The organism is Mucilaginibacter sp. OK098 (genome assembly GCF_900142915.1).
Lineage (GTDB): Bacteria > Bacteroidota > Bacteroidia > Sphingobacteriales > Sphingobacteriaceae > Mucilaginibacter.
Window position 1 is genome coordinate 248,272 of record NZ_FRCM01000004.1, and the last position, 20,547, is coordinate 268,818.

General features: G+C 39.8%; 12 protein-coding genes. 3 read left to right on the forward strand and 9 right to left on the reverse strand.

Annotated elements, in window-relative coordinates; all coding sequences use genetic code 11:
• Positions 1 to 160: 160 nt before the first annotated feature.
• Positions 161 to 1,780, reverse strand: a complete 1,620-nt coding sequence (locus tag BUE31_RS14570) for an ammonium transporter (protein ID WP_073404545.1) — start codon at positions 1,778 to 1,780, stop codon at positions 161 to 163.
• Between the two features lie 546 nt (positions 1,781 to 2,326).
• On the opposite strand from BUE31_RS14570, the gene BUE31_RS14575 reads away from it, so the two are divergent.
• Positions 2,327 to 4,501 carry a glutamine synthetase III family protein gene (locus BUE31_RS14575; protein WP_073404546.1) on the forward strand — a complete coding sequence of 725 codons (2,175 nt, stop codon included), beginning with the start codon at positions 2,327 to 2,329 and terminating at the stop codon, positions 4,499 to 4,501.
• A gap of 68 nt (positions 4,502 to 4,569) precedes the next feature.
• Here BUE31_RS14575 and BUE31_RS14580 read toward each other — a convergent pair whose 3' ends face one another.
• The gene (locus BUE31_RS14580; RefSeq protein ID WP_073404547.1) at positions 4,570 to 5,967 is read right to left on the reverse strand and encodes a chloride channel protein; all 1,398 of its coding nucleotides are present in this window, start codon (positions 5,965 to 5,967) and stop codon (positions 4,570 to 4,572) included.
• A 66-nt stretch (positions 5,968 to 6,033) separates the two neighbouring features.
• Positions 6,034 to 6,237, reverse strand: a complete 204-nt coding sequence (locus BUE31_RS14585) for a hypothetical protein (protein ID WP_073404548.1) — start codon at positions 6,235 to 6,237, stop codon at positions 6,034 to 6,036.
• Between the two features lie 294 nt (positions 6,238 to 6,531).
• Here BUE31_RS14585 and BUE31_RS14590 point away from each other — a divergent pair, with 294 nt between their 5' ends.
• Positions 6,532 to 7,713 (forward strand): AIR synthase related protein, encoded by a 1,182-nt coding sequence (locus tag BUE31_RS14590; protein WP_083619942.1) that lies wholly within the window; start codon positions 6,532 to 6,534, stop codon positions 7,711 to 7,713.
• Between the two features lie 72 nt (positions 7,714 to 7,785).
• On the opposite strand, the gene BUE31_RS14595 is transcribed toward BUE31_RS14590, so the two are convergent.
• From BUE31_RS14595 to BUE31_RS14620, 5 genes are all read right to left on the reverse strand, one after another.
• A complete protein-coding gene (locus BUE31_RS14595; protein WP_073404550.1) occupies positions 7,786 to 8,991 on the reverse strand; it encodes a hypothetical protein in 1,206 nt (401 codons plus the stop codon).
• 21 nt (positions 8,992 to 9,012) lie between these two features.
• Positions 9,013 to 12,075, reverse strand: coding sequence for a TonB-dependent receptor domain-containing protein (locus tag BUE31_RS14600; RefSeq protein WP_083619945.1), 3,063 nt, complete (start codon positions 12,073 to 12,075; stop codon positions 9,013 to 9,015).
• Between the two features lie 147 nt (positions 12,076 to 12,222).
• The gene (locus BUE31_RS14610) at positions 12,223 to 13,431 is read right to left on the reverse strand and encodes a FecR family protein (protein ID WP_073404551.1); all 1,209 of its coding nucleotides are present in this window, start codon (positions 13,429 to 13,431) and stop codon (positions 12,223 to 12,225) included.
• Positions 13,432 to 13,528: 97 nt separating this feature from the next.
• On the reverse strand, positions 13,529 to 14,119 hold the full coding sequence (locus BUE31_RS14615; RefSeq protein ID WP_083619948.1) for an RNA polymerase sigma-70 factor: 591 nt from the start codon (positions 14,117 to 14,119) through the stop codon (positions 13,529 to 13,531).
• A 544-nt stretch (positions 14,120 to 14,663) separates the two neighbouring features.
• Positions 14,664 to 18,011 (reverse strand): TonB-dependent receptor, encoded by a 3,348-nt coding sequence (locus tag BUE31_RS14620; protein WP_073404552.1) that lies wholly within the window; start codon positions 18,009 to 18,011, stop codon positions 14,664 to 14,666.
• Positions 18,012 to 18,469: 458 nt separating this feature from the next.
• Between BUE31_RS14620 and lpdA the strand changes: the two genes are divergently transcribed.
• Entirely contained in the window at positions 18,470 to 19,858 is a 1,389-nt protein-coding gene (gene lpdA / locus BUE31_RS14625; protein ID WP_073404553.1) for a dihydrolipoyl dehydrogenase, read from the forward strand.
• Positions 19,859 to 19,965: 107 nt separating this feature from the next.
• Here lpdA and BUE31_RS14630 read toward each other — a convergent pair whose 3' ends face one another.
• Positions 19,966 to 20,496 carry an RNA methyltransferase gene (locus BUE31_RS14630; RefSeq protein ID WP_073404957.1) on the reverse strand — a complete coding sequence of 177 codons (531 nt, stop codon included), beginning with the start codon at positions 20,494 to 20,496 and terminating at the stop codon, positions 19,966 to 19,968.
• Between the last annotated feature and the right edge of the window lie 51 nt (positions 20,497 to 20,547).

Genomic DNA, 20,547 nt, shown 5'->3' on the forward strand with positions numbered 1-20,547 from the left:
AAGCATAGATATCTCTATCCGAACTATTTTAAATTTTAATTCAGCACTACATTAAGTAAAATAGTATTATTTATAAAGAACCCTTATGCGGCTGGTTGTTATGAGGATGGTAATTGCAGATTTAATTAACCAGCCACATAAGGGTATATATTAAAAAAGATTAAGCGGTAACTTTGGCACCTGTTTCAAACAAGCCGCTTAAGCTGATATCCTCTTCCTGCGGAGGATATACTTCAATTCCATGATCGAATACATCAAGGCCGCCAACACCGGCTTCGCCATGTTCTTCAACACGTAACCTCCACGGATTTGGCAATTTATTTATTATAAACATCATTATAAAAGTCACTGCAAAAACTGCAATTGCAATAGAAAATGTTCCTATAGCCTGGGCAGCAAGTACACGCACACCACCACCGTAAAACAAACCAGTTACCGGTGCAGAATTATCAGCTCCTGTAGGGCCTGTTGCTCCAAATTGGCCGCTTGCAAACAAGCCTAATGAAAGCGTACCCCAGATCCCGGCTAAACCGTGTACAGAAACTGCACCAACCGGATCGTCAATACGGAACCACTCGAAGATATAAACGCCAGCAAACACAATAAAGCCTGCGACACCACCTAACATTATTGCACCAAGAGGGCTTACCCAGTAACAAGGGCAAGTAATAGCTACCAAACCGGCAAGACAACCATTAATGGTAAAAGCTAAATCAAATTTCCCTTTAGTTGGGCCCCACCATAATGCAGCAAGCATTGCTGTAAACCCAGCAGCGCAAGCCGCCAGCGTAGTATTTGCAGCAACACGGCCAATACCCTGGCCATCCATAGCCGAAAGTGTACTGCCCGGGTTAAAGCCATACCAGCCAAACCATAATATAAAACCACCTACTGCGGCAACCAATAAGTTGTGACCTGGAGGCAATCCGCCTTTTTCTTTATTATCGCGGGCAAATATTCTTCCCAAACGCGGGCCTAATACTATTGCACCGGCCAATGATGCCATACCACCAATGGTGTGTACAACTGTTGAACCTGCAAAATCGCGGAAGCCCTGGCCTAAGGTAGGGAAGAAACCTCCCGTAGCCCCCATTGTAGCCAACCAACCATCCGGACCCCAGGCCCAGTGACCGATTATTGGATAGATAAACCCTGTAATACCAATACTGTAAAGAATATCTCCGCGGAAACTGGTACGGCCTATCATAGCGCCCGAAACTATTGTAGAACAAGTATCAGCAAATGCATACTGGAAAACCCAATGCGCTAAAACCGGGATACCTGTTGTTTCATAAGTTAACGGGGTATTTTGAAGGAAGAACCAGTTAGTGATGGTTTTTCCATCAGAACCTAATCCGCCCCAGCCGATAAATCCGTTACCGTGACCAAACATAAATGCGTAACCAATTGCATAAAATAAAATACCACAAAGGCAGGTATCAAAAATACACTCCATTAAAACGTTAACCGTTTCTCTTTTACGGGCAAAACCAGCTTCAAGCATTACGAAACCAGCCTGCATACCAAATACTAAAAAGGCAGCAACCAACGTCCATACTGTATTAACCGTGTTTATTAATGATGTTTCATGTGCAGTGTACACTTCGGCAGCAGCGTGTGCCTTTGTACCAAAAATCCCTGGCAGAATCATCATAGCCATTACAATAAGCCCTAAGCCTATCATTTTTCCCGCAAAAATGGTTGCTCCAAGTTGCCATTTTTCTCGTGTCAGTTGTCGGACTGAACTAAGCAAGCCCTCTTTTGTCGATTTTACTTTCATTGTTTGATTAGTTTAATTTAGTTTGATTGATTTATTATTTAGGTGAATTTGCAAAAACTTGAAATACTCATTAAAATGGACACAATTCGAATACTTTTTTATCAAATATTTAATAATTGTATCGTTTTTATAAATATTTCTATGAAATTATGGATGAATTTTAACAAAAACAAATTTTTGAACAATAATTTAACATTAAAATCATCATTTTTATTAAAATTATAAATTTAGCCTAAAAAAACATGCTATTTTTAAACATTTAACAACAAAAACATAAAACATTAAATTATCAATCATAAATCATTCAAATTTTATAAAACAAGTCAATTACAATCTATTATTTATTAATTTTCCATCAAAAACCCGTCAAATCCACCTTAAAGCCTGGTTTTTTTGTTGAAAATACCGTACAAACACTCCTAAAAACCAAAATTTTACTGCATTTTAAAAAAAATAACACTTCTTTTGATATTTTTCAAAAAAGCATAACATATAATAAAGTATAATTTTAATTTTGAACTAAACCTTTATTTAAAATCTAGTTTCATGAGTAATATTCGTTTTCAAGCTTTGCAGGCAGTGCTCACCAGGGGAATCCCCGAGGTAAAATTCCCTTCTCAAAAAATTTCCGATTTTTTCGGGGCAAATGTTTTCGATAAAAAGAAAATGAAGGAATATCTTTCGTCCGAGGCTTACCAGGGGATCATTAATTCTATTGATAAAGGCGAACCAATTCCGCGGGACATGGCCGAGCAGGTTGCCTCTGCCATGAAATCATGGGCAATGGGCAAAGGAGCCACACATTATACACACTGGTTTCAACCGCTTACCGGCTCAACCGCCGAAAAACACGATGCATTTTTTGAACCTACCGGCGACGGTGGCGCTATAGAAAGATTTTCGGGCGATGCACTGGCACAACAGGAGCCTGATGCTTCCAGCTTTCCAAGCGGCGGCATCCGGAATACTTTTGAAGCCCGCGGCTATACAGCCTGGGATCCATCATCCCCGGCCTTTATTATGGCGCGCACTTTATGTATCCCTACCGTTTTTGTTTCATATACAGGTGAAGCGCTTGATTATAAAGTACCATTATTAAAAGCGTTGAATGTTTTAGACAAGGCGGCTGTTGATGTATGCCACTATTTTGATAAAAGCATTGAAAAAGTTAATGCATCATTAGGCATTGAGCAAGAGTATTTTTTGGTTGATATTGCATTATTTAATGCAAGGCCCGATCTGTATTTAACCGGTCGTACCTTATTTGGCCATATGTCTGCAAAAAACCAGCAACTGGAAGATCATTATTTCGGATCTATCCCCGAACGGGTTTATGCTTTTATGCAGGATATGGAAACTGAAGCCTTATTATTAGGCATCCCGTTAAAAACCCGGCATAACGAGGTTGCTCCTTCGCAATTTGAATGCGCACCTATATATGAAGAAATAAACCTGGCTATTGATCATAACCAGTTATTGATGGACCTGATGGACAGGGTTGCAAAACGGCACAATTTTAAGGTATTGCTTCATGAAAAACCTTACGCCGGCATCAATGGCTCAGGTAAGCATAATAATTGGTCGATGATAACCAATACAGGTAAAAATTTATTATCGCCCGGTAAAACACCAAAAAACAACCTGATGTTCCTTACATTTTTTGTAAACACCATCAGGGCGGTTTATGAGCATGCCGACTTATTAAGAGCATCAATAGCTTCTGTAAACAACGATCACCGGTTGGGTGCAAACGAGGCGCCTCCTGCCATTATCTCCATATTTTTAGGCAGCCAGCTAAGCGACGTGCTTGATGAGATTGAGACATCAAGGATCAGCAAAAAAATAAAAGAAGATGCCTTATTATGGCAGGGTATTCCAAAGATCCCGCAGATCTTAAAAGATAATACAGATCGTAACCGCACTTCGCCATTTGCTTTCACCGGCAATAAATTTGAATTGCGTGCTGTTGGCTCATCGGCAAATTCAGCAAGCCCGATGACAGTTTTAAATCTTATTGTTGCCGATCAGCTTAAAAAATTCAAATATGACGTTGATAAGCTTATAAAAAAAGGCGAGAAGAAAGATGTAGCCTTGCTGATTGTTATTAAAAAATATATTAAAGAATCAAAGAACATTCGTTTTGAAGGCAATGGCTATAGCGAGCAATGGGAAATAGAGGCAGCAGAAAGAGGATTACCTAATATAAAAACCACCCCAAAAGCGCTTGATGCCTTGTTATCTGATAAAACAGATTTCCTGTTTACTGATTCCGGCGTATTTACTAAACGGGAAGTACATGCCCGCCATGAAATTTTACTGGATAGCTTTTATAAAAAACTACAAATAGAAGCCCGCGTTATAGGTGAGCTTGGCATTAATGTTATTATACCTTCGGCCTTGGCTTATCAAAGCAAACTGGTTGAAAATGTGAGGGGATTAAAGGATATAGGCCTGGATAAAGAAACTTATAAGGCACAGCTAGATATCATCACAAAAATAGCTGAGCACGTTAATTCTATTAAATCAAATATTGAAGAGATGGTTAATGCACGTAAAAAAGCCAATACTATTGAAGATATCCGCGATAAGGCCATTGAGTATGATGAAAAAGTAAAACCGTTCTTCCAGCCAATCCGCTATCATGTTGATAAGCTGGAGCAGTTGGTTGATGACTCTTTATGGCCGCTGCCAAAGTTTAGAGAATTGTTATTTATAAAATAGACACTAATTGCACGAATTGTTTCGAATTTCACGAATTAGATTTGTGAAATCGAAACAATTCGCCTTTATTAAATTCGTGTCTCTTCTTTATTAGATTCGTGCAATTCGCCTAAATTCGTGACATTCGTGTTACTTAATTCTTTTATATATTGAACCTTCAAGTGATCATAAAGCGAGTGCTTATCTATCAAGATAGATACCAGGCTGGCTATCATACCGGCTAATATTAGATGAAAGATAACATTATGACGGTCTGTCATTTCAAGCACCAATATCACCGATGTAAACGGCGAGCGGGTAACGCCGGTTAAAAAGCCAACCATCCCGGCTAAAATAAGCATGTTGGCATTATTGTCGGCTACTTTAAACCAGCTTGCTATTAATGAGCCTACGCTGGCACCGGCGCCAAGGGCAGGTGCAAAGATTCCACCGGCCGCACCTGTGGTAAATGAAACCAATGTGCCGCCTATCCTTAATAAAGGTGTATACCATGCAACATATTTATCCGGCGTGAACAAGGTTTTTTGCATAAGGTCCTTTCCTGATCCTAAAGCCCCCTTATCAACAAAAAACGCCAACGATACTAAAATAAGCGCGCATACTATTATGTATGCAACATGGTGCCAGCCAAATTTAAATCTGGCCTTAAAAGCAAATATAAATAGCACCAGTTTTGACATAGCGCTACCGCACAAGCCCGAAATAACAGCAACCAGGGCCACACCTAAAAATATATACCCCGATAGATTATCAACCTTAGGGTACCCCAAATACAAATATGGCCCCAAAAGTGCCTGTGCCGACAAGCCCGCAATAATAACTGATGAAAAAATAGCCGTTTTATAGTAGCTGAAATGCGTTTTGGTTAGCTCTTCAATGGCAAATACAATCCCGCCAAGCGGGGTGTTGAACGCAGCGGCCAAACCTGCAGCCGCACCGGTAACCATCATGTTTTTCTTTGCAATTTTTGGCCACCACTTTGGCAATACCTGGTACACAATTTTATATATGGAGGTTGCTATTTGGATAGTAGGCCCTTCCCTGCCAATAGCACCACCGCCAACTGCCATAATCAGGCTTGATATTACCTTTACCACTATTATCCGGAATCCTAAAAGCTTATCAATTATCCCGGTTGTTTTGGGCGATGAGATCTGGATGGCTGCCATAACCTGCGGGATGCCGCTGCCGCGTGCATAAGGCGAAAAGCGTTGCACCAGCCACCATGCCAATACAAAACATGCAGGCGATACAATAAAAAGCAACCAGGCATGATGGTTGAAAATAAACATGGTAACATCTTCGGCGGCTACAAAAAGCTTGGTATATAATACCGCCGCCAGGCCCGTAATTATTGAAGCTATCCAGAAAGGGATAGCCTGCAGGGCATTCTTTTTTAAGTTTTCGTTGCGAATTCTGTCAAATGATCGTTTTAGCTGAAGGCGGAACCAGGATATTATTTTCATTAAGCGGTGAGGATGTTATTAGTAAACACAAATTTTCATGAATTATTTCAAATTTCATGAATTGAACTATTTAAATTCGCTGTTATTCGTAGAACTTGTATGGGAATAGATAACAGGGTAATGTGCTTCTTCAAATTTCTCAACCAGCAGACTTAAAACTTCAAGTTCATCCGAATTTGCAGAATCCTTTTTAATATTGGTTTGCATTAACTCATATACACGTTTTAATGCATCGTCATATTCAGCCTCCGTTTCAATTCGTTTTAACATAACTTATGGTTTTAGTTACCCACTCCTGATTGCATATATGGATTATCATTAAAGCTTGCTTCGCCGATTGGCTAGTAACACATTACAAACATAGCAAGTTGCTAATGAAATACTACCTAATAAAACGAAGTTTGAGCAGTGACATCCACTGGATGCTTGTTTTTAACTATCCTGCAATGTAAATCAATTTTTATTTTGCCTTATTTCAGGGATGCAAGGCTTTCAAAAAGAGATTTCCCTCTTAAAACTATGATCCATGAACTATGATCCATGAACAATAATTATATTTGCCCCATGAATTCTTCGCAAAGGTATGATCAAAGAGGAGTGTCGGCCTCTAAGGATGATGTACATAATGCCATAAAAAATATTGATAAAGGGATTTTTCCAAAGGCATTTTGCAAAATAGTGCCCGATATTTTAACCAACGATCCACTTTACTGCAATATAATGCATGCCGACGGGGCAGGCACAAAATCGTCATTGGCCTATACTTACTGGAAAGAGACCGGTGATATATCTGTTTGGCGCGGAATAGCCCAGGATGCTATTATTATGAATCTTGACGACCTGCTTTGTGTAGGCGCTACTGATAATATTCTTTTATCATCAACAATCGGCCGGAATAAAAATTTGATCTCTGGCGAGGTTATTGCAGCTATAATAAACGGAACTGAAGAGATCCTTGCCGAACTGAGAGAAGCCGGCATAGGCATTTACTCCACAGGCGGCGAAACTGCTGATGTTGGCGACCTTGTACGCACCATTATAGTTGATTCGACTGTTACCTGCCGCATGAAACAGGCTGATGTAATTTCAAACCATCGCATCCAACCCGGTGATGTGATTGTTGGATTAGCATCATCCGGACAGGCATCATACGAAAAAGAATACAACGGCGGGATGGGCTCAAACGGCTTAACATCAGCCCGGCATGACGTTTTCAATAAAACAATTGCCGATAAATACCCTGAAAGCTATGACGCAGCTATCCCCTACGAGCTGATCTTTTCGGGTAGCAAAAACTTAACCGACCTTATTGATACAGGTAACGGGCAAAGCGTTACAGCCGGCAAGCTGGTACTATCAGCAACGCGCACCTACGCCCCTATCATTAAAAAAATACTGGATGGCTATCGCAATAGCATACACGGCATGGTTCATTGCAGCGGCGGCGCACAAACAAAGGTGCTGCACTTTATTGATAACCTGCATATTATAAAAGATAACCTGTTCCCTGTTCCGCCATTGTTTAACCTGATCCAGCAGGAATCAAAAACCAGCTGGCAGGAAATGTATAAAGTATTTAACATGGGGCACCGCATGGAGCTTTATGTTCCCGCAGAGATTGCTGATGAGCTGATAAAGATCTCCCAAAGTTTTGGGGTTGAGGCACAGATCATCGGCTGTGTTGAAGCTGCGGATAAAAAGCAGGTAACTATCCGCTCAGAGTTCGGGGAGTTTGTATACAACTGATCTTAAAAAAAATATAAATAATAAAGACCCGATCGATTTGACCGGGTCTTTTTATTGGTCTAGGTTGTTTTATTATTGTTTCGTCCAATTAGTACCGTCATATTTAAATGTAAGTGCGGTACTTGTTGTTGCACCTGTATAAATCAAGTACGTAATTTTATATGGGATCCCAACGGTAGCATTTGGGAAATCCGTTTTTAACATTAACACTAAAGCGCTTTCAATATCTGCTTCGGTCCAGAAATACGAACTGCCTTGAACTATGTTAAAGTCGCCATATTGTGCATAATTTGAACGGCCGTTAGCAGTACCCAAAGTTGATGCACCTATAAGTGCATAATCACTGGCTTTGGCGGTATAGTAAACTGTTGGATCGGGAATCCATGTGCCTTTGCTTTTAACAAAAGTTAAGGTATTTACGGCAGGAGTACGCGCCCAATTAGTACCGTCAAAAGTTAATTGTATAACCCTTTGCGATGTTACTTTGGTGCTGCTATAGTAGTTAAAGCTTACATATTGAACGCTGCCGACTTTTGCATTACCCGCAACATACGGATCGGTTTTTAGCAGGTTATTTAAATAGGATAACAACGAAGCATCATCAGCTGCGGTAAACTGGTTATACTGCCCGCGCCCCACTGTTGCATATTGAGCAGGTGTAATTTGATAAGCTTGCACCCACGCTCCGTTCAGATATAAAAATGAGCCCGTGGCAGTAGTTACGCCCGCAGTTGTAGACACAAAAATACCAGGGTAAACAGCTGGTGTTGTGTTAATAGTAGGATAAAAAGTCCACGACAATACTGCCAGTTGGTTAGCTGCCGGAGTAGTGTACTTATAAGGCAGCCAGCTTAATACCTGTGCTATGCTAAAATCAGCATATTTATTACCAGGCAATAACAAATAATCATTGTAGGTAAGCGTGTATGATACATCCTTAAAAACACTATCGGGCTGTACAATTGAACTTGTTAGTGGCATAAAAGTAATATTGGCGTTTGAGCCATCCGGATAATCAAAAAACTTAAAGTTAAGCAAAGCCGGAACATTTGCATTTGCATCTGCTACTGATGTAAAGCCTTTTGCCTTATAAACTGCAGAAGTTGATGGATAAACATTAGTATTTGTATAATCAGCAGCCTGTATGGTATAGGTAAGTGTTTTAGCAGTACCTGGCAATCCATCAAGTGCTTTATAGGTTTTATCCATTGGCTTACAGGAGCTTATTACCGTAGCAATGGCTGCAAGTGCCAGTAAATTGAATAATATTTTTTTCATAATATCTTTTTTGAAAGATGATTAAAAGTTGATTTTTAAAGTTGTCATGTATGTTCTTGGAGAGCCATACCAAACCCCCATGTTGCTTATACGGGTTGGAAAGCTATAAGCAGCAGGGCTTCCCGGGATAGCAGTTTCAAAAGCATCAGCAACATAAGCTGTGTTTAACACGTTGTAAACGTTTGCTATAAATGAAGCATCAAGACCGGCAAATTTGAAGCGGTAAACAACGTTCAGGTCCAGGGTTGAGAAGTTTGGAAGCTGGTAATTTGTGAAGGGCAAAATAGACCCATCCTTTTGTTGCTGCTGTGTAGTAGTAAGTTTTGACGGATCGAAAGACGCATAGTAACGACCATAATAATTATAATTTGCTCCAACTTTAACTTTTGGAAACACCTGTACATCAAGCCCCAAGGCGGCTGTTGTTTGTGCACTGGTATTTGAAGTACCAAATTCACCTACTTTTAAGCCTTTAAGCAATAAGGCGTCCTGGTTTAATGTTTTTCCCTGGTCGCTGGTTACTTGTGTCGGGCCGGTGTTGCTGGTGTAATGAAAATCGCCAATAGATAAGCTACCACTTAAGGTAACAGCGTTAATTGGACGGAACTTTGCGTCAACTTCAACACCCTGGTGAACTTCGTTAATCCCCGAAATATTAACCGTGTAAAGTGAGTTATCAGTTTGATCGGTCAAAACGCTTGTTTTTGCCCTGTCTTTATAAGTTGACCTATATACGTTAACGTTAGCGCTAAACATTGAGCTTACAAAACCGTAGCCTAATTCGTAGCTCATTAGTTTTTCGGGTTTTGCATCCGGGTTAAGATCGTTTTTCTTGTTGAGGAATATGTTTGCTACGAGCGGTGCTCTTTGGATATAACCGATATTGGCAAATATGTTGTTATGGGCATCAATATTGTAGTTAGCACCGCCTTTTGCCTGGTAACCTAAAAAGTTAACCCATTTACTGGTAGCATCAGGGCTGCCGGTAACGTAGTTAAAATAATCTATCCTCCTGTTGCTGGTATTGTTTGCGGCAACAGTAACAAATGCCGAAAGGTCATTTTTATTGTATTCAGCCTGCACATAGGCGCCTTCCGAGGCTACTTCGTATTTGTAGTCGTTATTAAATTTATCACCAACACCAATATGCGCGTTAGGATCGTTTATATTACCTGAAGGACTTGTAATACTAGCGGTTGGAGTGCTCCTGATGTCGGCTATATACGATCCTCCCAGCAAATCATTCATTTGGTAAAAATGCTCGCCCTGGTAATATCTTCCATCAATACCGGCTAAAAGGTCAATATCACCTAATTTCTTTTTGTAAGTACTCAGGATACCGTATTGTTGGTGATTGTTCACTGTATTCTGGAAATACCTGCTTGAAGAACCATCGGCGTTGGCCACGTTTTGTTTTACAATGGCATTAAAGTCAATAGGTGAATATATGTCACCTGTTCTTGGCACATTGGTTGCACCATTGCCAGGAGTTAAAGTAACATTACTACCAGCAAGGTAACGGGCAGCACCTGTACCCCATGAACCGTAAACTACAGTTGCCAGTGATGAGGTTTCATCAATCTTCCAGCTGTGGTTCAATGAAGCTAAAGGCTTGTTGTAATAGTTCTGCTCTGCGCTTAAGAGCTGACCGTTCAAGTAACCATAATCGGAGTTATACCTGATGCCCAGCGGACTTGTCCTGTACGTATTAATAGTATTAAAAGTATAACGCTGACCGTGGTTTTGGGTAGCACCCATAAAATTAAACGACAAGGTTTGTGTCGGGCTTAATACTTTCGAGATATTGCCGAAATAGCTATAACCCGTATAATATAAACCTGGAGCATAACCGTCTCCTTTGCTTCTTGATAACAAAAACGAAGTTGCCCATCCTTTATCAGTTAACCCGGTTGAGTAGGACACTACCGTTTTATAGGTATTATATGTACCTATCGATTGGGATATTGTTCCGCCTTCCTGCAGTTCGGTACTTTTGGTAGTGATATTTATTGTACCACCTAATGAAGGAACCGCTACTTTTGAGGCGCCTAAGCCGCGTTGCACCTGCATTGATGTAGTAACATCTGCAAGTCCGGCCCAATCGTTCCAGAAAATTTTGCCCGCTTCCACATCGTTAACAGGGATGCCGTTTATTAAAAGCGCAACGTTGTTACTGCTAAAACCGCGAATATTCACCCTCGAGTCGCCATAACCACCGCCACCTTTTGATGTCATAACACCCGGGGCAGCTTTTAAAAGCTCTGGAAATTCGGCCCCGGCGCCTTTTTCTTCAATGTAAACTTTACCTACCGAAGAAGCGGCTATGGGCGTGTGTCGGTCAATTGCTAAAGATGGGTTAGCGGTAACGGTAACTTCTTTTACAGAAGCTGAAACCGGATCCATTGTAATAGTGCCAAGATCGGCACCGGTAATAGTTAGCTCTTTGGTTATATAACCAATGTATGTAAATACCAGCGTAGTGCTTCCTTCAGGAACGTTTATTTTAAATGTTCCGTCAAGCGCTGCAAGTGTTGCACGTTTCACATCCTTCACAGTTACAGTAGCTCCAATAAGTGGCTCTTTTGTTTGTGCATCCAGCAATTTACCTTTAACCACATGGTCTGCGTTAATCACTAAACCGGCATTTTTTTCAGATGAGCCTTTTAAAGCCCCTTTTTCCTTTAATACAATGGTATGGCCAACTATTGCATATGTTAATGGCTGCCCTTTAAAAACTTTTTCAAGCGCCTTTTCCAGGGTTATATTTTTAACATCTATAGTAACCTTGTTGCTTCTTGCAAGAAGTTCTGTTTGCATGAAAACGTCAAAACCGCTTTGTTGCTCAATTTTATTCAAAACTGTTTCCAGGTTAGCATTTCTTTCAGAAATAGTAACATTTTGGCTAAAACTAGCTGCACTAATATGAAGGCATGCTGCAAATAGTATGATCGTAATTAATTTTATCCGCATAATAAATTTCCTTTTGGTAGCCGGATCTATTTTGTAAAAGGCATTTAATGCCGCATTGATTTTATTTATCCGCCGGCTCTCATCTTGTGGCGGAAATTTTGTAGAAAAATCCATATTTTTGGTTGGGTTCTTTTAGTAAAAGTGTATTGTCGATATAGTTTTATGATTAGCCCGATTATTTGGCCGGAAGTGCTCGATACACTTTCGGTCTTTTTTGGCCTTAAGATAACCAGCCTTGCCGGATACCCTTATTTCCTTTTTTTATGGTTTTACTATAATCTTCCTCCCGATGATTGTAAAGTTAACGCCGCTTGTTTTTAATATTTCAAACACCTGTGATACAGGCACATTTCGTGAAATTCGTCCCATGTAATGCTTTTCGGCAATTGTACCCTGGTATTCTACGTCCACATCATACCAGCGTGATAAAAGGCGCATAATTGTTGGAAGATCTGTGTTTTTGAACATAAACTTTCCGTTTTTCCAAGCCATTGCTTCTTCAACATCAGCATCTGTATTTACTTTCATCCCTTTTATTGTACCGATTGCCTGTTGCCCGGGTTTAAGTTTAACTAAAGGCATACCAGAAGTATTGGTAACATTAATGCTGCCTTCCAGAAGCGTGGTTTTTGTAGAGATTTCATCGCTGTAACAATTAATGTTAAAGTGAGTCCCTAATACCTCAACAGTTTGATTGGTGGTTTTTACAAAAAATGGCTGAGCTGCATTTTTAGCAACTTCAAAATAAGCTTCGCCCGTTAATTCAACCCGTCTTTCATTACCCGAAAATGACGCTGGATATCGTAAAGACGAAGCCGCGTTTAACCATACTTTGGTACCATCAGGCAAAACAACCTCATACTGCCCTCCACGTGGCGTAGTAAGGGTGTTCATAGCAATAATATCAGCAACCTTTGGCTGCCGCGCAGTTTTAAAGGAACCGTCAACATTATAAATCAACTCGCCGGTTTGGGCCTTGTTAATCACAATATTTTGCTGCCTGGCAATTTTCCCATTTCCTGCATCATTTAAAATTATTTTTGAGCCATTGGCTAAGGTCAAAACAGCCTTATTACTCCCGGGTAAAATATCCGGTTTATGCAGTGCCAGCGGTTTATTAGTCGTTTTTTTTAAAATATACCTATTTAGGCCTATTCCAACTGTTAATAGTAGAACTACAGCCGCTGCGTAAGGGAATAATTGCTTTAATTTAAATGGGGTAATTGTTGTTTTTTTAAAACCGGTAGCTCCTGCTATCTTTTCCCAGGCTTTATCCTGTTCTACCGCCGAAAACACTTCCAGCTGCTGGTTAATAAGCGTTTCGTCAGTTAATTTTCTGAATAATTCCCGGTTGTGAACGCTTGCTTTCAGCCACTGCTCCAATTCCTTTTGTTCAGGCAGGGTAAGCTCATCCCGCAAATATTTTGCGATTAGCTCCGCAAGATCAAAATAAGGTTGGTAATTATTCATAATGTCTTTTCGGGTATTAAGACACCTGACAATTCAAACAGGATAAAGTAAATGAAACTTTTTTTTGAATTTAGTAATGCGCGGCAAAAACTATCGCTTAACTAAAAACATCCACCAGCAGTATAAAAAACAATACAAACATTTCAGGTTCAAGCTTCATCCTTAGTAACTGCAGGGCTTTTTGTTTTTGTTTTTTTACAGTATTGACAGACATATTTAATTCATCAGCAATTTCATTATTCTTTTTACCATCAAAATATCCCATAACAGAGATCTGGCGATGGCTTTCAGGTAATGATTGAACAGCTGCATGAATTTTGGAGATTACCTCTGCGGCAATAATAGCATCAATTACCGGCGGTTCTTCAGGCTCAGCGCCGCCCTGTTGCTGTACATAGCCTTCTTTGACTTTCTCATGCCGGATGACATTAAGGCTGGCGTTGCGAACGGTACTGTACAGGAAATTTTTGATAGCGATTTTATTTGGCGTTACCATTTCACGCTGATTCCAATACTTTATAAACGAATCCTGAACAAGATCCTGCGCCTGATCTTTATCCTTAACAAACTGAACCGAAAAATATACCAGGCGGTCATAAAATTCTTTAAAAAGAGAATCCAGATCAACCTTATCCGGCAATTCGACTAAATTATTAAATGGAGTAAATATCTCTTTTATAATGCTCATTATATTGTGATATAAATAGCGGTAATGGATCTCGCCTTATGAACTTAGAAGCATATATTCATAAATCCGGCCCAAAATTGAACCTTAAATATTGCACTCAGGTTAATTACATATTAACAAATGGTAGTATATTGTAACAAAGACATTCGCATGTTTAAGAAAGCAATATCCATAGTTAATCAACTCTTTAAAGGATACTATCGGTAAACATAATTAGCCAAAAAGCAAGGTTAATGATAGAATTGAAAAATTAAAAACAGACACTCTATCTATTGCTTTAGAAATAAATCTGTTTAACCGACATCTTTATTTAGCACAAAAATGTGCTTTGCCACATAGTCGGTTAAGTTAGTACCAATAATAATTATAGTTTTCAGCAATTACAAGGAATTTATACTGATTATAAAATTTTATCACCATAACTTATTAATCTATATGATAAACATATTTCTTAGTCATGATTACGTTATAAAATGCTAAAAATTGAGCAAAAAAAAGAGGCCCAGCAAATTGCGGGGCCTCTTCATAAGCATTTTAATGAATATTAGTTGAATATGTACCTTATACCAATCTGAACCTGGTAACGTGAAACCTGGCTAATATCATTTATAAATGATTTAGTTACAGGGATCAGGTTATTTTTATCAAGATAAGGGAATGAGTACGTTGCATGACCAGTGTTCTGGTCAATACCCTGGTATTTAAGGACTGCAGTACTTCCACTGAACGCTCCGTTAAATGAATCCTGGTACAATCCCCAGTTGTGGTTCAATAAGTTACCGAAGTTCATTATATCTGCAGTAAACTCAAGCGTGTTTTTAACTTTTCCTGTTTGAATAAAAAAGTCTTGTGCAAAATGCAGGTCAAGTCTTTTAAAGTAAGGCAATATTACACCGTTACGCTGAGCAAATTTACCTCTGTGCGTGCTCAGGTATTGATCCTGGTTAATGAAATTATTTAACTGATTCCATATTTGCGCAGGAGTACGGGTATCACCATTAAAATCAGGCACTAGCTCAATATCATTCTGAAAACGTGGAATATACATAAGGTCATTGGTGGTAGAACCATCATGATTCAGGTCATTACCGGCATTAGCTGTTGTTATGTATGATATTGCACCATTGTTAGCAGCTTCAAATATTAAACCTACTGTACTTGCAGTATTTGTCCAATATGCTTTTTTGTATGCAAACGAAGCAATTACACGGTTAGGTTGTACATATGAGCTGTTTGACAGATAATCACCGTTAGAGTTACCCGGAGTTGGGCGTGAGCTCCAGATGGTGCTGGCTGTTGAGCCACCATCATTAACATCTTTTGATCCGCTGTGTGTGTAGGCTATGTTAGCATACAAACCATTTGTAAAACTTTTTTGCAATTGAGCGGTAACAAAATATGAATAACCTTTGCTGGTATTAGTCATGTAATACAACGATGTGATTACAGGGTTTGTAGCACTTACTGTACCGCTTGCAGGTGTTGTATTACTCTTTGTATATTGAATTTGCCCTTCATTGCCTGGCAAGGTTGCAAAACCATCAGAAATTACAAGATTTTCATGATATATAGCATTGATATCTTTAGTATAAGCACCTTCAAGAGTTGCTATAACACCACCAGGTAAACGCTGGTCAACCGCAAGGTTAGTTCTCCATATTTTAGGATATTTAAGCTTAGGATCCGCAACATCAAGCTCATATGAAGTATTAGCTGCAGCAGCTCCCGGTGCAGGGCGGTTAGCGTTAGGATTAGGGTTAAAGATCAACTGCGCATTTTGAGCTGCGGTATTATTTACATTTCCCTTAGTGATAGTATATGAACCAAACAATACGCCGTTATTTGATGCCTGGTTTGAGATCCAAACAAATGGAACTGAACCTGCAAATAATCCCGATCCGCCACGAACTTGTGTAGTTCCATCACCATTAACATCCCAGTTAAAACCAGCACGTGGCGATAGCTGGATCCTGTTTTTAGGCAATACAGATGGATCTACATGAATGCCCTGCTGAAAAGTAATACTTTCAACGTTCGGGTTTTGCGCTAGCTTAGTAGGGAATACATCATAATCAGCTCTTAAACCATAAGTTACCCTAAAGTTATCGGTTATGTGGTATTTATCCTGTACATAGGCACTGTAAATACCTGCTTTTATTTTTGCATATGGGAAAGATCCGTCAGGCAAAGCTGAGTTACGGGTTGCGTATTGATTTGCAGGTAAATCGTTCAAAAAGTCTGATGCTGAATTAAACACGTAGATCCCATTGTAGTTAGGAGCAAAACCATTAGTATAACTCTGGATCTGATCGGTGGTACCTATAGTTATTTCATGTTTGCCGGCATATATGGTTACGTCATCAGAAAACTGTGCAATGTTTGTTGATAAAAGATTACCCGCTGTAAAAATCTCTGAACCGAATGAGGTTAAGTTAGCGCTGGCTTTTGTTACAACTCCATTTGCATCGGTGCTACCATTACCAATATCAACAAACGGCAATGCCGTACTGCCCAGGAATGCACGGTAATCACGCAGGGCAGAATAACCTGCAGTAAGCCTGTTTGACACTTTGCTGCTGATACGGCTATCCAACTCAACAATACCTATGTTAAAGTTATTATTAATACGGTAGCCTGCTCCATAAAATGGCAGGGTAGTTGTACTTGCAGACCTGTTACCATAGTTTGACGGACCTGAGTTTGAGTTACTTGGTGGGCTATCCCTGTAAGATTTTAAATAGAAATATTTAGCACTTAAGGTATTATTCTTGTCAATATTCCAGTCAATTTTAACTGTGATCTTATCACTATGGGTGTTATAATTATATCCCTGGTATGCACCCGGGTCATATCCATAACCCTTTAATTTTGCTGCAATAGCATTAAGTGTTTGAGCATCAGCTTGTGACACACTTCCGCTTCCACCCTGGCCGGGTGCCGCTGCAGCAGTAAAGCTGGAAGATGGGTTGCTGATTCGTTCCTGCTCACCTGATAAGAAGAAGAATAATTTATTTTTAATAATTGGTCCGCCAATGCTTATCCCATCCTGATGATAGGTAAATGGTGTTTTTACAACATTAGTAGGGCCAGCGCTATAACCGGTAAGGCCTACGCTTCTGATATAATCATATACGGTACCTTTAATTTGATTGGTACCCGATTTTACTACAGTATTAACACCAGCGCCGGTAAAGTTACCCTGCCTAACATCAAAAGGTGCAATATCAACCTGGATCTGGTCAATAGCATCCAGTGAAATTGGCTGTGAGTTAGTTTGACCACCCAATGCACCGGTTAAACCAAACGAATTATTAAACAATGCACCGTCAACTGTGATGTTATTAAACAAGTTGCTCCTGCCGCCAAAGCTATTTCCACCAATTGTATTACTGTTTGCTGATGGCGTTAATTTGGTAAAATCGCTCAATGAGCGGTTAATGGTTGGCAGTGCCTCGATTTGCTGGCGATTTACCGTTTCGCGGGCACCGGTACGCGAGGAGTTGAACACTTTACCTTGCGAGCCCCTGATAACTACCTCGCCAAGCGCAGTAGTGTTATCAACCAGTTTGGTATCAAGCCTTTGATCCTGACCGATCGAAAGCGTGATATTTTCCTGGACATTGTCTTTATAACCAATAAAGGTTACTTTAAAAGTGTACGGACCACCTACTCTTAAGTTGGGTAAGTTGAAACGGCCATCAGTACGTGTAACTGTTGAATACACTGTACCTGTTGGTATGTGTGTAATTGAAACGGTTGCACCGGGTATAGGGCCTTTGTTATCGGTAACGATACCGTTAACACTGGCGGTGGTTACACCCTGGGCTGATACATCTTTACTGATAAAAAATGCAATCCCGGTAAGTAAAATAAAAAGTAAAAACTTCCTCATACAATCTTGTTTTTATTTGACACCTAATTAATTAATTGGATGCAAAGATAGGACAAGGGAATACCGCTAATATTAAGTTAATGTTAATATTTATTATATATTTTTCAACAATAATGAATTATTTACATTAAAATGAAAGTAAAACACAGGGTATTACGTAAAATATGCATTTTTTGAACATATTTTAATACTTAGTTAAGCTATAGTCTTTATAGATATTATTCATAATATTTGACGGATATTATGATTTACCATTAACAATTAGCTTGGCCTATAATTTTATCATTCGCTACCTTTTAGTTAGCTTTGGCGTCGAATTTATAGCAATGGCAAGCAGCACAAGCCGACAAACTGAACATAAAACATTTGTTTCCGTTAAAAAGCAAAGCTTAATTATTTCTATTCTCAAAACAGGTAAAATACAAAAGATCATTTTTTAAAAACATTACAGTCAAAATATGAACTACGATTTAATTGTTATAGGTTCTGGTCCGGGTGGTTATGTAGCTGCTATCCGTGCTTCACAGTTGGGGTTAAAAACTGCAATAGTTGAAAAAGAGTCGCTTGGCGGCGTTTGTTTAAATTGGGGTTGTATCCCAACAAAAGCGCTGATAAAAAGCGCCGAGGTATTTGAATACATTAACCACGCGGCAGAATATGGTATAAAAGTTGGCAGCAGTGAAATTGATTTTGAAGCCATGATAAAAAGAAGCCGCGGCGTTGCCGACGGTATGAGCAAAGGCGTTCAGTTTTTAATGCGTAAAAATAAGATAGATGTAGTTATGGGTACCGGCAAGCTAAAAAGCAAAGGTACCGTTACGGTAACTAATGCCAGCGGCGAAACACAGGACATAACCGCAAAACATATAATTTTAGCAACAGGCGGCCGCTCGCGAGAGCTTCCTAACCTTAAGCAGGATGGTAACAAAGTAATTGGTTACCGCCAGGCAATGGTGTTGCCTAAAAAACCCGAATCAATGATAGTGGTTGGTTCAGGAGCTATAGGGATTGAATTTGCTTATGTATACAATGCTATTGGCACTAAAGTTACGGTAGTTGAATTTTTAGACAATATAGTTCCCCTTGAGGACGAAGAAGTTTCAAAACAGCTATCGCGCATCCTTAAAAAACAGGGCATCAATATCATGACCAGCTCAAACGTTGAATCTGTTGATAGCAGCGGTGATATTTGTAAGGTGCAGGTTAAAACTGCAACCGGCGTTGAAACCCTTGAAGCAGAAATTGTGCTATCGGCGGTTGGGATCTCTACCAACCTTGAAGGTTTAGGCCTTGAAGAAAACGGCGTACAAACCGACCGTGGTAAGGTTGTTGTTGACGATTTTTATAAAACCAACGTTGAAGGTGTTTATGCCATAGGCGATATTGTTAAAGGCCAGGCCCTTGCCCACGTTGCATCGGCAGAAGGTATTATTTGCGTTGAGAAGATAGCCGGGCAAAGCCCGCACCCGCTTGATTATAACAATATCCCGGGCTGTACTTATTGCTCACCTGAAGTTGCATCTGTTGGCTATACTGAAAAGGCTGCAAAAGCTGCAGGTTACGAGATAAAAGTTGGTAAATTTCCATTCTCAGCATCAGGTAAGGCAAGTGCGGCCGGTGCAAAAGATGGCTTCGTAAAATTGATATTTGATGCCAAATATGGTGAGTTTTTAGGAGCTCACATGATAGGCCACAATGTTACCGAAATGCTTGCTGAGGTAGTAACCGCACGTAAGCTGGAAGCTACCGGCCACGAGATCATAAAATCAGTACATCCGCACCCAACTATGAGCGAGGCTATTATGGAAGCCGCGGCTGATGCTTATGGCGAGGTGATACATTTGTAGAAAGTTCATAGTTGATGGTTCATAGTTCATAGCCCGAATTTATTTTCGCTATGAATTATGGACCATTTTCTATTTGCCTTCTCCGACAATGAACTATGATCTATGAACTAATCAACCATCTTTGAAAAAAAGTCCCACAAAATAATTCCTGCAGATACTACAATATTAAAGGAGTGTTTTGTTCCAAATTGCGGGATCTCGATACAGGCATCAATATTTGCCATTGCCTCCTCGCTTACGCCATTTACCTCGTTCCCAAAAATCAGGGCATATTTTACACCTTCGGCTGGTAAAAACTCATTCAGCATGGTGCTGTTTTGAGCCTGTTCAATAGCTACAATAGCATAACCCTCTTTACGTAATTGTTCTATCGCCTGTAAAGGGGTTTCAAAATACTTCCAGTTAATTGATTGCGTAGCACCCAATGCCGTTTTCTCTATTTCGCGATGGGGCGGACAGGCGGTTATACCGCAAAGGCAGATCTGCTCAACCGCAAATCCATCAGCAGTACGAAAAATGGAACCAATATTGTGCATGCTCCGCACATTATCCAACACCACAGCAACCGGAAACTTCTCCATAGCCTTAAATTCAGCTACAGAAGCACGATTTAGTTCATCAAGTTTTAGTTTCTTCATGTTATAAGCCAAAAGCGGAAAGCCAAAGGCCGAAAGCAAAAGTAATTATTA